The 17,927-nt window shown below is 59.9% G+C and carries 15 protein-coding genes and 1 pseudogene; 8 read left to right on the top strand and 8 right to left on the bottom strand.

Annotation, left to right across the window (positions count from 1 at the left end; genetic code table 11):
• Nucleotides 1-69: 69 nt before the first annotated feature.
• Complete coding sequence (locus H8F21_RS21145; protein ID WP_203585253.1) at nucleotides 70-1,707, top strand: 5-guanidino-2-oxopentanoate decarboxylase; 1,638 nt, start codon at nucleotides 70-72, stop codon at nucleotides 1,705-1,707.
• Nucleotides 1,704-3,143: an aldehyde dehydrogenase family protein gene (locus H8F21_RS21140; protein WP_203585252.1), complete on the top strand. Its 1,440-nt coding sequence runs from the start codon at nucleotides 1,704-1,706 to the stop codon at nucleotides 3,141-3,143. The genes H8F21_RS21145 and H8F21_RS21140 overlap by 4 nt, the downstream gene beginning before the upstream one ends.
• A 439-nt stretch (nucleotides 3,144-3,582) precedes the next feature.
• Here H8F21_RS21140 and H8F21_RS21135 read toward each other — a convergent pair whose 3' ends face one another.
• Complete coding sequence (locus H8F21_RS21135; protein ID WP_203478077.1) at nucleotides 3,583-4,512, bottom strand: AraC family transcriptional regulator; 930 nt, start codon at nucleotides 4,510-4,512, stop codon at nucleotides 3,583-3,585.
• Nucleotides 4,513-4,713: 201 nt separating this feature from the next.
• Here H8F21_RS21135 and H8F21_RS21130 point away from each other — a divergent pair, with 201 nt between their 5' ends.
• Both H8F21_RS21130 and H8F21_RS21125 read left to right on the top strand, forming a co-directional pair.
• Nucleotides 4,714-5,022, top strand: a complete 309-nt coding sequence (locus H8F21_RS21130; RefSeq protein ID WP_203478074.1) for an antibiotic biosynthesis monooxygenase family protein — start codon at nucleotides 4,714-4,716, stop codon at nucleotides 5,020-5,022.
• Between the two features lie 38 nt (nucleotides 5,023-5,060).
• Entirely contained in the window at nucleotides 5,061-5,291 is a 231-nt protein-coding gene (locus tag H8F21_RS21125; protein ID WP_203478071.1) for a hypothetical protein, read from the top strand.
• A gap of 1 nt (nucleotide 5,292) precedes the next feature.
• Here the strand turns inward: H8F21_RS21125 and H8F21_RS21120 are convergent, their stop codons facing one another.
• The 6 genes and pseudogenes from H8F21_RS21120 to bglX all read right to left on the bottom strand — a co-directional run bounded on the left by H8F21_RS21120 (nucleotide 5,293) and on the right by bglX (nucleotide 13,453).
• Complete coding sequence (locus tag H8F21_RS21120) at nucleotides 5,293-5,904, bottom strand: flavin reductase family protein (RefSeq protein ID WP_203585251.1); 612 nt, start codon at nucleotides 5,902-5,904, stop codon at nucleotides 5,293-5,295.
• A gap of 115 nt (nucleotides 5,905-6,019) precedes the next feature.
• Nucleotides 6,020-6,265, bottom strand: a pseudogene (locus H8F21_RS21115) (hypothetical protein); the annotation flags it as partial.
• A 261-nt stretch (nucleotides 6,266-6,526) separates the two neighbouring features.
• Nucleotides 6,527-7,846: an MFS transporter gene (locus H8F21_RS21110; protein WP_203478033.1), complete on the bottom strand. Its 1,320-nt coding sequence runs from the start codon at nucleotides 7,844-7,846 to the stop codon at nucleotides 6,527-6,529.
• A gap of 178 nt (nucleotides 7,847-8,024) precedes the next feature.
• Nucleotides 8,025-9,350 carry a sigma-54-dependent transcriptional regulator gene (locus H8F21_RS21105; RefSeq protein WP_203585249.1) on the bottom strand — a complete coding sequence of 442 codons (1,326 nt, stop codon included), beginning with the start codon at nucleotides 9,348-9,350 and terminating at the stop codon, nucleotides 8,025-8,027.
• Nucleotides 9,350-11,101 (bottom strand): ATP-binding protein, encoded by a 1,752-nt coding sequence (locus tag H8F21_RS21100; protein ID WP_203543532.1) that lies wholly within the window; start codon nucleotides 11,099-11,101, stop codon nucleotides 9,350-9,352. The genes H8F21_RS21105 and H8F21_RS21100 overlap by 1 nt, the downstream gene beginning before the upstream one ends.
• A gap of 60 nt (nucleotides 11,102-11,161) precedes the next feature.
• Complete coding sequence (gene bglX / locus H8F21_RS21095) at nucleotides 11,162-13,453, bottom strand: beta-glucosidase BglX (protein ID WP_203585248.1); 2,292 nt, start codon at nucleotides 13,451-13,453, stop codon at nucleotides 11,162-11,164.
• Nucleotides 13,454-13,636: 183 nt separating this feature from the next.
• On the opposite strand from bglX, the gene H8F21_RS21090 reads away from it, so the two are divergent.
• The 4 genes from H8F21_RS21090 (at nucleotide 13,637) to H8F21_RS21075 (ending at nucleotide 16,944) form a co-directional block, all read left to right on the top strand.
• Entirely contained in the window at nucleotides 13,637-14,239 is a 603-nt protein-coding gene (locus tag H8F21_RS21090; RefSeq protein ID WP_203585247.1) for a LemA family protein, read from the top strand.
• Nucleotides 14,239-14,976, top strand: coding sequence for a TPM domain-containing protein (locus H8F21_RS21085; RefSeq protein WP_203585246.1), 738 nt, complete (start codon nucleotides 14,239-14,241; stop codon nucleotides 14,974-14,976). The genes H8F21_RS21090 and H8F21_RS21085 overlap by 1 nt, the downstream gene beginning before the upstream one ends.
• Before the next feature lie 27 nt (nucleotides 14,977-15,003).
• On the top strand, nucleotides 15,004-15,621 hold the full coding sequence (locus H8F21_RS21080; RefSeq protein ID WP_203478008.1) for a TPM domain-containing protein: 618 nt from the start codon (nucleotides 15,004-15,006) through the stop codon (nucleotides 15,619-15,621).
• A gap of 105 nt (nucleotides 15,622-15,726) precedes the next feature.
• Nucleotides 15,727-16,944, top strand: a complete 1,218-nt coding sequence (locus tag H8F21_RS21075; RefSeq protein WP_203585245.1) for a class I SAM-dependent methyltransferase — start codon at nucleotides 15,727-15,729, stop codon at nucleotides 16,942-16,944.
• Between the two features lie 44 nt (nucleotides 16,945-16,988).
• Here H8F21_RS21075 and H8F21_RS21070 read toward each other — a convergent pair whose 3' ends face one another.
• A complete protein-coding gene (locus H8F21_RS21070) occupies nucleotides 16,989-17,876 on the bottom strand; it encodes a DMT family transporter (protein ID WP_203477993.1) in 888 nt (295 codons plus the stop codon).
• Nucleotides 17,877-17,927: the final 51 nt, after the last annotated feature.

Raw genomic sequence — 17,927 nt, 5'->3', positions numbered from 1 at the left:
TGCATTGTGCCGGTAGCCAGCCAGCGGTCCAATGAAGTCTGTTTTCAGCACAACAACAGGCAGACGAACATGGCAACTTGCGGTGAAGTACTGGTAAAACTTCTTGAAGGCTATGGTGTTGACCATGTCTTTGGAATTCCCGGCGTGCATACCGTGGAACTCTACCGTGGCCTGGCAAGCTCTTCTATCCGGCACATAACCCCGCGTCACGAGCAGGGCGCAGGTTTCATGGCTGATGGCTACGCGCGCACCCGTGGCAAGCCGGGTGTCTGCTTCATCATTACCGGTCCGGGAATGACCAACATCACCACCGCGATGGGCCAGGCCTATGCCGACTCGATTCCGATGCTGGTGATTTCCAGCGTGCAGTCGCGCAACCAGTTGGGGGGTGGACGCGGCAAACTGCATGAGTTGCCGGCCCAGGGCAACTTGGTTGCGGGCGTTGCGGGCTTCTCGCATACCTTGATGAGTGCCGATGATCTGCCGATGGTGTTGGCCCGTGCCTTTGCGGTGTTTGATGGGGCGCGTCCGCGCCCGGTGCATATCGAGATCCCGCTGGATGTCCTGGTTGAAGATGCCGATCACCTATTGAACAGTACGCCTGTGCGTATTTCCCGCGCCGGTGCTGCCCCAGCAGCGGTGGCGCAAATGGCGACACTGTTGGCCAGTGCACGACGCCCGCTGATCCTCGCCGGTGGCGGTGCCATCGAAGCCAGCGTGGAACTGACGCGCCTGGCTGAATATCTGCAGGCGCCGGTGGCGTTGACAATCAACGCCAAGGGTGTGCTGCCCTCCAACCACCCGCTGCAGATCGGTTCGACCCAGTCGCTGGTGGCAACCCGTGAGTTGGTGGCCGAAGCTGACGTGGTGCTGGCAATTGGCACCGAGCTTGCTGAAACCGACTATGACGTGACCTTCAAAGGTGGCTTCGAGATCCCTGGCCGTTTGCTGCGAATCGACATCGATCCGGACCAGACGGTACGCAACTACCCGCCTGAGCTTGCGTTGGTTGCCGACGCTACAGTCGCCACCCAGGCGCTGCTCGTAGCGTTGGCCGATCAGCCAACTCCAGTACGCACAGCGCAGTGGGGCGCCGGCCGCGCGGCACGTTTGCGTGAGCGGCTGTTGGCTGATTGGGATGCGCCAATGCACAGCCAGACCCGCATGCTCAAGACCCTGCTCGAAACCTTGCCCAATGCCGTGTTGGTGGGTGATTCGACCCAACCGGTCTATACCGGCAACCTGACCCTGGACATGGATCATCCACGGCGCTGGTTCAATGCCTCAACCGGCTACGGCACGCTGGGCTATGCCTTGCCGGCAGCCATGGGCGCGTGGTTGGGCAACGCCGAAGCCATTGAGGACCGGGCACCAGTCATTTGCCTGATTGGTGACGGCGGTTTGCAGTTCACCCTGCCGGAACTGGCCAGTGCAACCGAAGCACAGGTGCCGCTAATTGTCGTGCTGTGGAACAACCAGGGCTACGAGGAAATCAAGAAGTACATGGTCAACCGCGCCATCGAGCCAGTGGGCGTGGATATTCATACGCCAGACTTCATCGGTGTGGCCAAGGCCCTGGGCTGTGCCGCCCAGGCTGTGGACGATGTCGAGCAACTGCGTGAGGCGTTGCGCCAGGCGTGTGCCCGCAAGGGCCCGAGCCTGATCGAAATCGATCAGAACCGCTGGATGCAGGTGGTGCCGGCATGATCAAAACTCCAGGTGTCTACATCAACGGTGTCTGGGAGCTGGGCCTACAGCCGCTAACGGTGATAAACCCCAGTAACGAGCAGCAATTGGCCGAAGTGGCGGGCGGTGATGGAGCGGCAGTAGAGCGCGCCACCCTGGCGGCTCGAGCTGCATTTTCAGAATGGTCGACAACGCGCGCAAGCGATCGCGCGGTGGTACTGCGCACAATTGCCGACGGTGTCGAGGCGAGTCGTGAGCGCCTGGTGTTCCTCCAGGCCAGCAACAATGGCAAGCCGCTCGCCGAAGCACACATGGACGTCGACGATGTCATTGCAACGTTCCGCTACTACGCCGAACTCGCCGATCACCTCGATGCCGGGCAGGACTGCCCAGTGGCACTGCCGAGCGAGGATTTTGTAGCGCGGTTGCGGCGCGAGCCGTGCGGTGTGGTCGGCTTGATCGTGCCCTGGAACTTCCCCATGGTGACTACCGCCTGGAAACTGGCCCCGGCCTTGGCGGCTGGCTGCTGCGTGGTGCTCAAGCCTTCAGAGGTTACGCCGTTGGCGGAGCTCGAACTGGCCAACGTGATTGCCCAGGCAGGCTTGCCTGCTGGCGTGTTCAACCTGGTCTGTGGCACCGGAATCGACGTCGGTGCAGCCTTGGCGGCGGACCCGCGTATCGCCAAGGTGTCCTTCACCGGCAGCAATGCGGTGGGGATGCAAGTGATGCAGCGCGCCGCGGAAACCGTCAAGGGCGTTAGCCTGGAGCTGGGCGGCAAGTCATCGTTGCTGGTGCTTGAGGCGGCTGATCTTGATCTGGCTGTTGAGCTGACATGTTTGGGCGGTTTCTTCAATGCCGGGCAAATGTGCTCGGCCACCAGTCGCGTGTTAGTTGCTGAGGCTTTGTACCCGGACTTTATCGCACGTCTGAAATGTCGGGCCGAGGCGATTCGAGTCGGCGACCCGTTCACGGGCGAAAATGAAATGGGTGCACTGGTCAACCAGGCGCAATACCGGCGGGTGCAGAAACATATCGCTGCAGGCCTGGAGGCCGGCGCGCGACTGCTATGCGGTGGCGCGCGCCCATCAGCGCTGTCGAGCGGGTATTACATCAGCCCCACCGTGTTCACCGATGTGCCCTTGGACAGTGCGCTGTGGTGCGAGGAAATCTTCGGTCCGGTGCTTTGTGTACGCCCGGTGGCCGACGAAGCCCAAGCTGTGGCATTGGCCAATGACAGCGAGTTTGGGCTGGTGGCCAGTGTGGTCAGCAATGACTTGATCGCTGCCGAGCGGGTAGCCAATGCGCTTGAGGCTGGGTTGGTGTGGATCAACGCGCCGCAAGTGATCTTCCCGCAGACGGCTTGGGGTGGCTACAAACAAAGCAGCATCGGACGGGAGCTTGGGCCTTGGGGATTGAGCGCCTTCCAGGAAATCAAGCACGTGCTCCGAGCGGTGTAGGCCGGTCCACCCAGCGCCGGCAAGGCCGGTTTCAACTTTGCACAGGGTCATTGCCATTGCCATTGCTGTTGCTGTTGCTGTGCTTCTACCTGCACAAATCGTGCAGACGCCACAAATCGTCCCTTCAGTAGGCCGAATGCAGGGACAAGGGGTTTTGCCCACTTTTGCCCCGACAAAAGTGGGTCGCCGTAAAGGCGAAACCAGCCAGTTGCGCCGCTGCATCAAACGGATATGCCCATCGTCACTCGAGCCTCATTCCGGTGCTCACCTGCGGTCGGCCAACTGTGTAGTCAGTGACACATACAGCCAGACGCCGATCCACTGGCGTGAATAAACCTGACCGCGGCCCATAATGTGTCAACCATGTCTGCGCACACCTGTCAGCGATGTGTCCGGTCTCTACAGGAAGCTGGCTACCACCGACCGGGGCACTGCACTCCTAAAGTGCACTTCGCAAGCGCGCCAAATCCCGTACAGGCGGGGCGCCGTACAAGCGGCTGTACTCCCGGCTGAACTGCGACGGACTTTCATAGCCCACTCGATACCCTGCCACTGCCGCTTCCAGTCCGTCGTTGAGCATCAGCCGGCGAGCCTCCTGCAGGCGCAGTTGCTTCTGGTACTGCAGAGGGCTCATGGAGGTGACGGCCTTGAAGCGGTGATGCAAGGTAGAGCTGCTGAGGTTCACCTCACGGGCCAGATCATCGATGCGTAGCGGACGATCGAAGTGCTGGTTGAGCCATTCGATCGCTTGGCACACGCGGTGGGTCTGGCTGCTGGACATGGCTATTTCATACAGGCGATAACCCTGCGGGCCGCGCAGCAGGCGATAAAGAATTTCCCGCTGGATCAACGGCGCCAGCACAGGGATGTCTTTTGGCGTATCGAGCAGGCGTATCAGGCGCAGCAAGGCATCGAGCAGTAATGGATCGGTGCGCTCTACATACAATCCACGCCCCGAAGGCAGGGCTGGAACACCCATGGGACCGGCCTCGGCAATCAGGTTGTTGATCTGCGCCGGGTCGATGTTCATGCGCACCCCAAGGCTGGGATTCTCGGGACTGGCCTCCAGCAAAACGCCGCTGATTGGCAGTGCCACCGACAACACCATGTAATTCAACGGATCGTAGAGGTAGCGCTCGTCTCCCAGGCATATCTCCTTGCTGCCGTGGGCAAGAATGCACAAGGCCGGCTGCGCCAGGGTCGGCATGGAGCGTACGCTTTCTTCGTATTGCACCAGGAACAAGTCTTCGATAGCCGATTCACCACTGACGCTGCGCGGCGCATGACGGCGAACCAGATCCGCCAGTTCCTGGCGCTGTAGTTCCAGGGCCGGATCCAGTATCGGACGATCAGAGGGAGATGTAGACATCGCGGTACTTCCAGAAAAGGACCTGAGCAGCATAGGTATGTGCAAGCAGCGACGCTAGCCGAATGCTGTCGTCTGCTTGCCTGATCCTGCCGCGCGCAGGATCAGGCAAGCCGACGACAGGAATGACCTAACGGCGCACGCGATGCAGCCCCTAGTCTTGCAACCTGGCAATAACAACTGGCTGCTCTAGGAGAAATGCCCATGACCTCGCCGCAACCGGTCACCCATCTTGCTTTCATTCGTGCCAGCTACGGTCGCTCCGTGGAGCTGGGCGAGCGTTTGCGCCAATTGCTCGAGCCGTCCCGGGAGTGCCCTGGCTGCCTGCACTTCAACCTGCAGCAGTCGCAAGCGGATGCTGATTTGTGGTTGCTCAGCGGCCGGTGGCGCGATCAGCAGGCGATGAGCGGCTACTTCGCTTCGCCCACGCTAGACCTGTTTGGCGAGCTGGTTCAGGCCCAAGTGGTCGCCAGCCTGGACCTGCATACCTTTGGTGAGCCGTCTGCGGGTTAGAATGGCGCTTTCAAGTAACTGATGTGGATTTAAAGCACATGGCACGTAAAGAGTTTGCGCAGTTCGAAGCAGTATCGGCAGCTGTTCGCGGCGAAGAGGGGTACTGTGCTGCGATCGCCGTGAAAGGCCTGGGCGCCACGGGTGCGCCACGGTTTCATAAAGTGCTCGAAGGGCAGACGTTCAAGACAGCCCTGGCCGCCGACGAGGCTGCCTGCGCCGAGCTTGAACGCCTGCAGGGCGTCAGTGACGACGCCGATCTGGTCTGGTAACTCAGCCATTGACCTGCGGGCGGGCCATCTTGAACAGGTTGCCCAGCTCGAAGTAATCAGCCGGGCCGCCTCCACGCAGGATTGGCTGGGCGGCAGCGGTGTCGTAGATGCCGTCCTTGAGCAGGTGTTCGGCAATATGCACCGCCACCACTTCGCCCAGAATCAACCAACTCGGTACCAGTACCTGATCGGCTCGCTGCAGCTGAATGATCTGCGTCACCTTGCATTCGAAGGACACCGGACTTTCCTGCACTCGCGGCACAGCGATAACCTTTGAGGTAACCGGTGTAAGGCCGCTCAAGGCAAATTCATCGACGTCGGCTGCCACCGCTGCGCAGCTCTGGTTCATGGCTTCGGCCAGTGGTCGCGTCGCCAGGTTCCAGGCGAACTCGCCGGTTTTCTCGATATTGTTCAGGCTGTCTTTGCGCCCGACACTGGAGAAACCGATGATGGGCGGAATGTAATTGAAGGCATTGAAGAAGCTGTAAGGTGCCAGGTTCAAGCGACCTTGCTCGTCGTGGGATGAAATCCAGCCGATGGGGCGGGGGCCGACGATGGCGTTGAACGGATCATGAGGCAGGCCGTGGCCGTTTGCGGGTTCGTAGTAGTACATCTGCGCTGGCCTTGCGGCCTTCCCTTGGTGAAAGCGTCTAGTGTGCCAAGGCTTTGTCCGGCTGAAAACGATTAAGCCCGGCCGAAGCCGGGCTGACTGCATCACATCAGGGTTAGCTGATGCGGTGAGCCTGGGTGCGATCAAAGCCATCTTCGGCAAATTTGGCCGCGCCAGTACGGTCAAAACCGTCTTCGGCGAATTTTGCAGCGCCGGTACGATCGAAACCGTCTTCGGCATAACCCGCCGACTGAGTTTGTACGGCACCGAAGTTGTGACCATTGGTGCGATCAAAACCATCTTCAGCAAAAGCGTTGGCAGCCAGTACCGAGAAGGCCAGGGTGAGGATCAATTTGGTTTTCATCGTCGTTGCTCCGGGTGGTGAGAGGTTGTTTGTTTCTATGGGTTCAATTCTACTCCGACAAAATTGATTAAAAAGCGCAAAAAATAGTGCTTAAAAATCAATTTATTCGATGTTTTTACCGGCGTTCCATCCGTCTGCCTCAATGAGTCGGATGGTTGCACCGGTGATGAATACGTTCTCAACCCGGGATTAATACGGCGTTAAAGATAAAAAAAGGGCGTCCACTGCTGGACGCCCTTTTGCGTTACATCAAGCCAAGCCTCAGTCGGTAGTGATCCGCGAATGCTTGCGGGTGTCTTTCATGAACACGTACACCAGCAACGAGCAGGCGATACACGCGGTCACGTACCAGTAGAAACCGGACTCCATGCCTTGGGCCTTGAACCACAGTGCAATGTATTCCGCGGTGCCGCCGAAGATCGATACGGTCAGTGCGTAAGGCAGACCAACACCCAGGGCGCGGATTTCGGTTGGGAACAGTTCAGCTTTGACCACCGCGTTGATCGAGGTGTAGCCACTGACGATGATCAGAGCGGCCATGATCAGGAAGAACGCACCCCACCAGGTTTGGATGGTGTGCAGCGTGGTGAGGATCGGCACAGTGCACAGGGTGCCCAGTACACCGAAAGCGATCAGGATCGGGCGACGACCGATTTTGTCGGACAGACTGCCGACGATCGGTTGCAGGCACATGAACAGGAACAGTGTGGCGGCCGAGATGGTGGTCGAGTCGGAAATGCTCATGCCCACCGTGTTCACCAGGTACTTCTGCATGTAGGTGGTGTAGGTGTAGAAGGCCAGGGTACCGCCCATGGTCAGACCGACCACGGTTGCCAGCTCCTTTGGATGACGCATCAATGTGCGCATCAGGCTTTCCTTGGACTTTTCCTTCTTGGTGAAGGAGGCGGTTTCTTCCATGCCACGACGCAGGTACAGGGCCACGACCGCGCAAAGGGCGCCGATCACGAACGGTACACGCCAGCCCCAGGCATACAGTTGCTCTGTGGTCAGCGTTTGCTGAAGAACGATCAGCACCGCCAGGGCGATGAGCTGGCCAGAGATCAAGGTGACGTACTGGAAGCTGGAGAAGAAGCCACGACGTTCTTTGGTCGCCATCTCACTGAGGTAGGTGGCCGAGGTGCCGTATTCGCCACCCACCGACAAGCCCTGCATCAAGCGCGCTACCACCAGCAGGACTGGGGCGGCTACACCGATGGTTTCATAACCAGGGGTCAGGGCGATTACCAGCGAGCCTGCGCACATCAGCAATACCGAGGCCATCAGTGCTGCCTTGCGTCCCTTGCGGTCGGCGTAGATGCCCATCAGCCAACCGCCGATTGGGCGCATCAGAAAGCCTACGGCAAAGATTGCGGCCGTATTGAGAAGCTGGGCGGTAGAGTCCCCGGCAGGGAAGAAGGCCTTGGCGAAGTACAGGGAAAACGCGGCGTAAACGTACCAGTCGTACCATTCGACCATATTGCCGATTGAACCACTGAAAATGGATTTCAGGCGACTGCGGGTAGTTTTTTCCGTGGCGGGCGCAATGGCCGCCCCGGCTGGCAGGGTGGTGGAGTTATCCATCTAGGGGACCTTCATCGTTATTTTTGTGGAGCGCGCCGAAACGCAACCTGACAGGGCTATAGCAGGAGCTGTGCCAGGTTCTGAAGGGCCGGTCTAGAGGGGTTGGAGCGTGGTGATGAGCGGAAATCCGCTCATAGCAGTCTTGGTGCTAGGCAAGTTTCCGCTTATCGGGGGCTGTCTAAAGGAAGTCTTCGCGCATCAAGCCATGACGCTGCATTTTTTCGTTAAGCGTGCGGCGGGGCAGTTGCAGCTCTTCCATGACCGCCTTGATCTCGCCTTTGTGCCGGCTCAAGGCTGCACGCAGGCACTGCGCCTCGAACGCTTCCTGCTGGGCCGCGAGCGACTGCCCGGATTCGACCGGGGCAATGTTTGGTTCACCCAGGCCAAGGGCATGACGCTCGGCAGCGTTGGCCAGCTCGCGGACGTTGCCGGGCCAGGCGTGGCTGAGCAGTTGGCCTAAATGGGCGCCGCTCAACGCTGGCGCTCTGCGGCCCATGCGCTCCCCGGCCAGACGGGCAAAGTGCTCGAACAGCAAGGGGATGTCTTCGCGCCGCTCGCGTAGCGGTGCCAGGCGCAGTTCTGCCACATTCAGACGGTAAGCCAGATCTTCGCGAAAACGTCCCGCACGCGCTTCTTCGAGCAGGTCCGGCTTGGTCGCGGCGATGATGCGCAAGTTGACCGTGATGCTCTGGTTGGCGCCCAGGCGTTCCAGCTTCTGCTCTTGCAGTACACGTAGCAGCTTGGCTTGCTGGGCCAGAGGCATGCTCTCGATTTCGTCGAGAAACACCGTGCCGCCATTGGCATATTCCAACTTGCCGATGCGCTTGCCCTGCGCTCCGGTGAAGGCACCGCTTTCATGCCCGAACAGTTCGGCCTCGAACAAGGCTTCAGGAATGGCCGCGCAATTGAGTGCAACGAATGGTTTGTCGGCTCGCGGGCCGAAGTCGTGCAGGCAGCGTGCGACTTGCTCTTTGCCGCTACCGGTTTCACCTCGAATCAGTACGTTGACTGGCAGACTGGCCAGGTCCAGCACTTGTTTGCGCAACTGTTGCATGCCTTGCGACATGCCCAGCAGGTTAAGCTCCAGACGTGCCTTGTGGTCGGCCTGTTCATGCAGGCGGCGATTTTCCAGGACCAATTGGCGTTTCTCCAATGCCCGGCGCAGGCTGCCCAACAGGCTTTCCGGACTGAACGGCTTTTCCAGAAAGTCATAGGCGCCATTGCGTATGGCCTCGACCGCCATGGGCACATCGCCGTGCCCGGTCAACAGGATCACTGGCAGATCGGCATCACGCGCCTGAAGCTGATCGAGCAATTGCAGGCCGTCCATTCCAGGCATGCGCACATCACTGAGAATCACCCCAGGGAAGTGTTCAGGCAGTTGCTTGAGGCAGTCGTCGGCGCGGCTGAACAGCTGCACATCGAAACCGGACAGACTCAGCCACTGCTCGACTGCAGTGCGGATACTGGCTTCATCATCGACAACCATTACCGAATTGAACATCAAGGCTCCAGATCGTAAGGCAGCGTAAAACTGAAACAGGCGCCGCCAGGTTGATTGTCTACCTCAAGGCGGCCGCCGGCCTCATGAATAATGCCATAGGAAATCGCCAGGCCCAGGCCCAGCCCGTCACCCACAGGTTTGGTGGTGAAAAACGGGTCGAAGACGCTGTTCAGGTGTTCGGCAGAGATACCTCCGCCACTGTCGAGCACGCTCAGGCGCCAGTGCTCGGCAACGGGTTCGATGCGAATTTCCAGGCGTTTGTAGCTTTTGTCGGCCATGGCGTCCAGGGCGTTGCGCAGCAGGTTGATCAGCACTTGCTCCAGACGAATGGCATCGCCGCGAATCCAGGCCGGGCGGGCCAGGTACTGAGCCACTTCGACCTGTTCGGCACGAATCCGCGCATCCAGCAACTGTAGAGCCTGGTCAACCACGGTGGCCAGGTCCAAACGCTCACGCAGGCCGCTTGGGCTGTTGCGGGCGAAGGTTTTCAAGTGGCCAGTCAATGCAGCCATGCGCTTGAGCATTTGCTCCAGCGGCTCAAGCGCCAGGCGTGCCTCATCGAAACGCTGGTTGTCGAGCAGCAGGCGCAGGGTGGCCAGTTGCATGCGTTGAGTGGTCAGCGGTTGATTGATTTCGTGCGCCAGGGCCGCCGACATCTGGCCCAAGGCCGCCAGCTTGGCTGATTGCACCAGCCCCTCCTGGGCTGTACGCAGCTCGCGGGTACGCTCCTCGACCAAGCGCTTGAGTTCTTCACGGCTGCGCTGGCGCAGGCGTGCGAGGCGCAAACGCTGGCTGACGAACAACAGCGCGAAGACCAGGCTCAGCCACACTGCAGCAGCGGCGAGTGCAGCATTGCGGCCATCGTCGCTGACCTGCGGCTTGCGCAGCAGGTGCAAGGTCCAGCCTTCGGCCTGCAAAGGCAAACTCTCCCAAATATACTCGGTGTTGCCTTCAGGACCCTGAACCCGCATCAGTTGGCTGTTGTCACCAAAGCGGTTGAGTACTTGATGCTGCAACGGTAGCAATTGCTGCTTGTCGTACTGACGTGTAACGGCAAGCTCGGCGCGATCGGCGTTGCTCAGCGGACCAAGATGGCGGTAGCGCCAACCGTCCTGGTTGGCGATGAAGATGATCCCGCGGGCATCACTGACCAGCAGAATGTCGTTGCCTTGGCGCCATTCGCGTTCCAGTTCCGGAAACTCCAGTTTCACCACCATGGCTCCGAGAAAACGCTTGTTTTCATCCTGCACCGCGCTGGAAAGGAAATAACCGGGGACGCCGCTGGTCACGCCAATGGCGTAGAAGCGTCCACTGCCGTGGCTGCGGGTTTGTTGGAAGTACGGACGAAAACCGTAATTGGACCCGACGTAGGTGCTGGGCAAGCGCCAGTTGCTGGCAGCCACGGCAAGGCCGGTCCGGTCGAGCAGCTCCAGGGTCGAGGAGTTGGCGGCGCCATTGATGCGTTCAAGCTTGCGATTGAGGGCATCCTGGACCTGCGCGTTGACCGGGCCTGCGAGTGCGTTGATCAATTCCGGGTCCAGGGCGAGGACCGCAGGCAGGGCACGGTAGCGTTCGATCAAGGTATGCAGCGACGTGGCGTATAAGCCCAATTGCTGGCTGGCACGCCCGGCATCTTCGACCATCGATTGACGCTTGGCATGGTGCATCGCCCAGCCTGCGGTGAGCAGCATGCCGGCAAGGATGAAAAAAATGATCAGGCCCAGACGCAGGGCGCGGTACGAGTAGGGCATGGTGCGAATCCCGGCAGATGGGGAAGGCCTCCTGGCCTTCCCTTGGTGCTTGGCGACGGCTTACAGCAGTTTGAAACGCTGCTGCTCAACGGTTTGCGAGTCCAGGCCGACCTGAACATTGAAGTCGCCGGGTTCAGCTGCCCATTGCAGTTGGCTGTTGTAGAACTTGAGGTCTTGCTCGCTGATCTGGAAGCGTACAGTGCGCTCTTCACCTGCCTTGAGCATGACCTTCTGGAAGTTCTTCAACTCCTTTACCGGGCGGCTCATGGACGCGGCAATGTCCTGCACATACAACTGCACCACGGTTTCGCCATCACGCTTGCCGGTGTTTTTCACGCGTACGCTGGCTTCGAGGGATTGACCCTTTTCCAGGGTCTTGCTCGACAGGGACAGCGCCGAAAGGCTGAAGTCGCTGTAGCTCAGGCCGTAGCCGAAGGGGTAGAGCGGACCATTGGGTTCTTCGAAATACTGCGAGGTGTAGTTGCCAGGTTTGCCTGGGGTAAACGGCCGACCGATGCTCAGATGGTTGTAGTACATCGGGATTTGGCCGACAGAGCGCGGGAAGGTAATCGCCAGCTTGCCCGACGGGTTGTAGTCACCGAACAGAACGTCGGCAATTGCGTTGCCACCTTCGGTGCCGCTGAACCAGGTTTCGAGAATGGCATCGGCCTGTTCACGTTCCCAGCCCAGCGACAGTGGGCGGCCATTCATCAGCACCAATACCAGAGGCTTGCCGGTGGCTTTCAGGGCCTTGATCAACTCGCGCTGAGCCGCAGGAATTTCCAGCGTGGTACGGCTCGACGACTCGTGGGACATGCCACGGGACTCACCGACCACGGCCACCACGACATCCGACTGTTTGGCTGCCTTGACGGCTTCGTCGATCAGTACGGCGGCCGGGCGTGGGTCGTCGACGATTTCCGGAGCATCGAAATTGAGGAAGTTCAGGTAGTCGAGAATGGCTTTGTCATGGGTGATGTTAGAGCCTTTGGCGTAGATCACCTTGGCTTTGTCACCCAGCACTTGGCGCATGCCTTCGCGCACCGTCACGGACTGATGCGGGCGACCGGCAGCGGCCCAACTGCCCATCATGTCGATGGGCGCGTCGGCCAGCGGCCCGACCAAGGCAATGGTGCCGGCCTTTTTCAGTGGCAAGGTTTGCTCGCGGTTTTCCAGCAGTACCAGGCTGCGACGTGCTACATCACGCGCTTCGGCGCGGTGCAGGCGGTTGTCGGCGTAGGTGTCGGCCGGGTCTTCGCTGGCCTTGCCAATGCGTCGGTATGGGTCGGCGAACAGGCCCATGTCGTATTTGGCACCCAGTACTTCACGCACGGCATTGTCGATGTCGGCCTGATTGATCTCACCCGCCTTGAGCAGGCTGGCCAGTTCTTCTCCGTACAGCGAGTCGTTCATGCTCAGGTCGATACCGGCCTTGATCGCAAGCTTTGCAGCCTCACGGCCATCGCTGGCCACGCCGTGGCGAACCAGTTCGGTGATGGCGCCGTGGTCACTGACGGTTACGCCTTTAAAGCCCCAGTCCTTGCGCAGCAGGTCCTGCATCAGCCAGGTATTGGAGGTGGCCGGTACGCCGTTGATCGAGTTCAGGGCAACCATCACCCCGCCAGCGCCAGCATCGATGGCGGCGCGGTAAGGCGGCAGGTAATCGTTGAACATCTTCGTCGGGCTCATGTCGACGGTGTTGTAGTCGCGTCCGCCTTCCACCGCGCCGTACAGGGCAAAATGCTTGACGGCAGCCATCAGGCTGGTGGACTCGGCGGGGCTCTTGCCCTGAAACGACTCGACCATCACCTTGGAAATGCGTGAGACCAGGTAAGTGTCTTCGCCAAAGCCTTCACTGGTGCGGCCCCAGCGCGGGTCGCGGGCGATATCGACCATGGGCGCAAAGGTCATGTCGATACCGTCGGAGGCGGCTTCAAGAGCGGAAACCCGGCCCACCTTGGCGATTGCGTCCATGTCCCAGCTCGACGCCAGGGCCAGGCTGATCGGGAAAATCGTGCGATGGCCGTGGATCACGTCATAGGCGAAGAACATCGGGATCTTCAGACGGCTGCGACCTGCGGCGTCCTGCATCGGACGGTTCTCGGCACGGGTGATCGAGTTGAAGGTGCCGCCAATGCGGCCAGCGGCGATTTCCTTGCGGATCATTTCCCGGGGCATCTCCGGACCGATGCTGATCAAGCGCAATTGGCCGATCTTCTCGTCCAGGGTCATCTGGCCCATGAGATCGGCGATGAATACTTGTTTGTTCTTCAGCCGATCGGCAGATGTGTCGGCAAGGGCCGACTGAGTGGCCAGGCTGACAAGGAGGCCCAGCAAACACAGCTTATTCATTAAGTTCTTTTCTCAAGGCTCATGGCAGTATTCACGGTGATACTGCCCAGCCGAAGTTGGGGAAGCGGCTATTGTTGTAGTTTGCTGGGCATCTTTTAGCCGATTGGGCCGTCACGATCCAGCGGCGGTGACCGATTATGCCTCAAGTACACACGTACACGCTGATCAAGGAGTAAGGCAACTATGCAGGCAATTCAGTTCAAGGGCGCAAAGGTATGGCTGTTGCTGGTACTTAGCAGCCTTCTGGCCGGTTGTGGGATCAACAATATTCCCAACTATGACGAGCAGGTAAAGGCTGCCTGGGCCCAGGTGCAGAACCAGTACCAGCGCCGCGCGGACCTGATTCCCAATCTGGTGGAAACCGTTAAAGGCTATGCCAAGCAGGAACAGGAAACCCTGACTGCAGTGATCGAAGCACGTGCCAAGGCCACGTCGATCCAGGTTGATGCCAGCACCTTGGACGATCCGCAGAAGCTGCAACAATTCCAGCAGGCACAATCGCAACTGACTGGCGCGCTCAGCCGTTTGATGGTGGTATCGGAACGCTATCCGGACCTGAAGTCCAACCAGAACTTTCTGGCCCTGCAATCGCAGCTTGAAGGCACGGAAAACCGTATTGCGGTAGCGCGTAAGGATTTCATTGCTGCGGTGCAGCGCTATAACACCGAGATCCGTACATTTCCCGGGCGCCTGTGGCACAGCGTGATGTACAGCAGCCTGCCGCTGCGAGAGAACTTCGAAGCGACTGCCAGTGATGCCGATAAAGCACCTGAAGTGAAATTCTGATGCGTTTGCTGCAATGGGGGCTGCTGCTGGCGCTGCTGATTGTCACGCCGTTGCGCGCCGAGCCAAGCTTTCCAGCCCTGACGGGCCGTGTTGTGGATAACGCCGGCTTGCTCGACGGCGGCAGCCGCGCGCAGCTTGAACGTATGCTTACCGCTCACGAACAGGCGACTGGCGAACAGGTGGTGGTTGTCACCGTCAAGGACCTGCAAGGGTTGCCCATCGAGGATTTCGGCTACCAGCTCGGGCGTCATTGGGGCATCGGCCAGAAGGGCAAGGACAACGGCGCCCTGTTGATCGTCGCCCCCGCGCAGCGCAAGCTGCGCATCGAAGTTGGCTACGGTCTTGAAGAGCGTCTGACCGATGCCCAGGCCTCGGTGATTATCAACGGCATCATCACGCCGGCGTTTCGCCGTGGCGAGTTCAGCCTGGGCATTGTCCAGGGCACCGCTGCGATCCTCCAGGTATTGGGTGGCAACCCGTTGGCCGAACCGTCACGTGCTCAAGGTGGTGGCGAGGAGCAAGCGCCGGCGTGGGCCGTTGGCTTGTTCGTGCTGATGATTATCCTGGTCTTCGCGGCGCAGTCCCTGGGGCTGGGCGGCGGGCGTGGTGGCCGTGGCGGCATGGGCGGTGGTTTTGGTGGCGGCTACGGCGGTTTTGGCGGTGGACGTGGTGGTGGAGGGGGCTTCAGTGGCGGCGGCGGTGGCTTCGGCGGTGGAGGGTCCTCCGGTGGTTGGTAGAACAGTAATCAAAGAGATTTCCCGCGCATGACATTGCTCACTGAACATGAACAGCGACAGGTAGCCGAAGCGATTGCCCAGGTCGAACGGCATACCGATGCTGAATTGGTCACGGTACTGGCCGCCCGTGCTGACGATTACGCCTATATTCCGCTGCTCTGGGCCAGCTTGCTGGCCTTGCTGGTACCCGGCGCAGTCTATTATCTGGGCGGCTGGTTGAGCGTCAACGGCCTGCTCATCGCGCAATGGCTGACATTTATTGTCTTGTGCCTGCTGTTTCGGCTGCCTGGCGTGACGACCCGGCTGATTCCTCGTTCGGTGCGCCACTGGCGCGCCTCGAACCTGGCCAGACGACAGTTTCTGGAGCAGCAGTTGCACCATACGGTAGGCGGTACCGGGGTACTGATATTCGTCAGTGAGGCCGAACGCTATGTGGAAATCCTCGTCGATGAAGGCATTTCCAGGCACTTGGACAACCAGGTATGGGAGGGCATCGTCCAGCGCTTTACCGAACAGGTTCGTCAAGGCCAGACCGTGCAGGGCTTTGTCGGCTGTATCGAGGCTTGCGGCGAGTTGCTGGCCCGCCATGTGCCAGTGACCCATGCGCGCAACGAACTGCCAAACCGCTTGGTCGTGCTCGGGTGATCTGTAAACGTTGATCGACAAAAGCTGTGCGCAGGCCGGTCATCCACGTAAAATGCCGGCACTGCGCATAGCCGCTCCTTCCGCAATCCGAGGCACCCACCCCTGATGTCCGATTCTTTCACCGCCCAGGCCGCGCCGGATGCGCGTGCGCAGTTTCTGAGCCTGCTCGCCACCAGTCTGGAACAAAATGCCCTGATCAAGCTGGTGCTGGCGCGCCACGTCGGTACTGAAGAAGCCCTGCAACGGGTCATTGCCAAGCCGCTTACGGTGAAGGGCCAAGCGTGCCTGTCCTTGGTCTACCGCTACCAGACCCGCGATATCACCCGTAACTTGCCGAACCAGGAAGCCCTGGCGCTGGTGGCCGAGTTGTTGCCCGCCTCGTTTCGTAACGCGCACCTGTTGAGTCTTAGCGATGAAGCTCAACTTGAGTTCAGCAAGAAGGGCAAGCCGATGCTGCATCGCAAGGCTGTCCAGCAGGAACGCGAGGCGTCTGCCGGCGAACACGATCGGGAGAAAAAACGCTATCTGGAGTTGAGCCGACCGTTCCTGCATCACCTGGGCGTGACCGACAAGCAGCACGCGTTGATCCCGGCGATGTCGCGCAAGTGGAAGCAGATCAACAAGTTCATCGAAGTGTTTTCCCATGCGTTGAATTCAGCGCCGCTGGCGACCGACCAGGCCTTGCGCGTCGCCGACTTCGGTTCGGGCAAGGGCTACCTGACCTTCGCTATCCACGATTACCTGCGTAACACCTTGCAGCGCGAAGCCCAGGTGACGGGTGTCGAGTTGCGCCAGGACATGGTAGACCTGTGCAATGCCGCTGCTGCGCGTCTGGAGCATCCGGGGCTGCTGTTCGAGTGTGGGGATGTGCGCAGCGTGGTGCCCAGTGCCATCGAAGTGATGATTGCCCTGCATGCCTGCGATATCGCTACCGACTATGCGATTCACACCGGAATTCGCTGCGGTGCGGCCATCATCATGTGTTCGCCGTGCTGCCATAAACAAATTCGTCCGCAGATGCACAGCCCGGGTCTGCTCAAACCGATGCTGCAGTACGGACTGCACCTGGGGCAGCAGGCGGAAATGCTCACCGACAGCTTGCGTGCCTTGTATCTGGAAGCCTGTGGCTATGAAACCAAGGTGTTCGAGTTCATCTCGCTGGAGCACACCAACAAGAACAAAATGATCCTGGCGGTGAAGCGCCAGGCGCCGCAGGATCCAACCGCCTTGCTGGAAAAAATCCAGCAGTTGAAGGCGTTCTACGGGGTTCAGGAGCATTGCCTGGAAACCTTGTTGCGGGCCGATGGCCTGATCGCAGCCTGAAGGTCAATCCGCTCCCATGCTGTGGGAGCGGGCTTGCCCTGTGATCAGGCCCGCACGGGTGCTGGATGCACCCGGGTCTTGCGCCCCAGTACCACGGTAGCGATCACGCCTGCGGCAAACACCCAGGTGATGGGTTCTACGTGCTCGCCGAAGAACAACGCCGAAAAGGCAATGGTGAAGAAAATCTGCAGCAACTGGATCTGGCTGACGCGGGCAATCCCACCCATCGCCAGTCCCGCGTACCAGGCAAAGAAACCAATGAACTGCGAAAACAGTGATACGTAGCCAAATGCCCACCAGGCCTTGGCACTCACTGGCCCCTGATGCTGCAGAGCCAGGTAAGCAACAGGGCCGATCAACAACGGGGTCGATAGCACCAACGCCCAGCAGATCACTTGCCAGCCACCCATCTCCCGCGCCAGTCGCCCACCTTCGGCATAGCCCAGGCCACCCACGGCGATGGCCGCCAGCATTAGCAAATCGCCCGCCTGAATTTGTCCGGCACCCATGATCAAGGCGTATACCAGCACCAGTGCGCTGCCCAGCGCCGCACAAGCCCAGAAGGCTTTCGACGGGCGCTCATGGGACAGCCAGGCAGCATAGATGGCCACGCACAGAGGTTGCAGACCGTTGACCAGGGCGCCATGGGACGCCGGCACTGTCTGCATGGCCCAGGCGGAAAACACCGGAAAGCCGAGGATAACGCCCAGCGCTACCAGGCTGAGCCCTTTGATCTGCCGCCAGGTTGGCCATTTCTCTCGCCGCCAAAGCAGCAGGGCCGCGGCCGGAATGGCCGCCAGCAAGGCGCGACCCAGACCGTTGAGCAAAGGATGCACTTCCTGTACGACGATTCGCGTCATGGGCAGGGTCAGACTGAAAATGATGACACCGAGCAGCCCAAGGGCCATCCCGGTGTTTTCGCGGCTGGACATAACAAAAGCCTGTGACAGATGAGTCCTGTCATTGAGCCACAGCCGGCACGG

It is taken from the genome of Pseudomonas arcuscaelestis, from assembly GCF_016881005.1.
GTDB classification, from domain to species: domain Bacteria; phylum Pseudomonadota; class Gammaproteobacteria; order Pseudomonadales; family Pseudomonadaceae; genus Aquipseudomonas; species Aquipseudomonas arcuscaelestis.
Note: the sequence above shows the minus strand (reverse complement) of the source record. Positions and strands in the feature narration are given on the sequence as shown.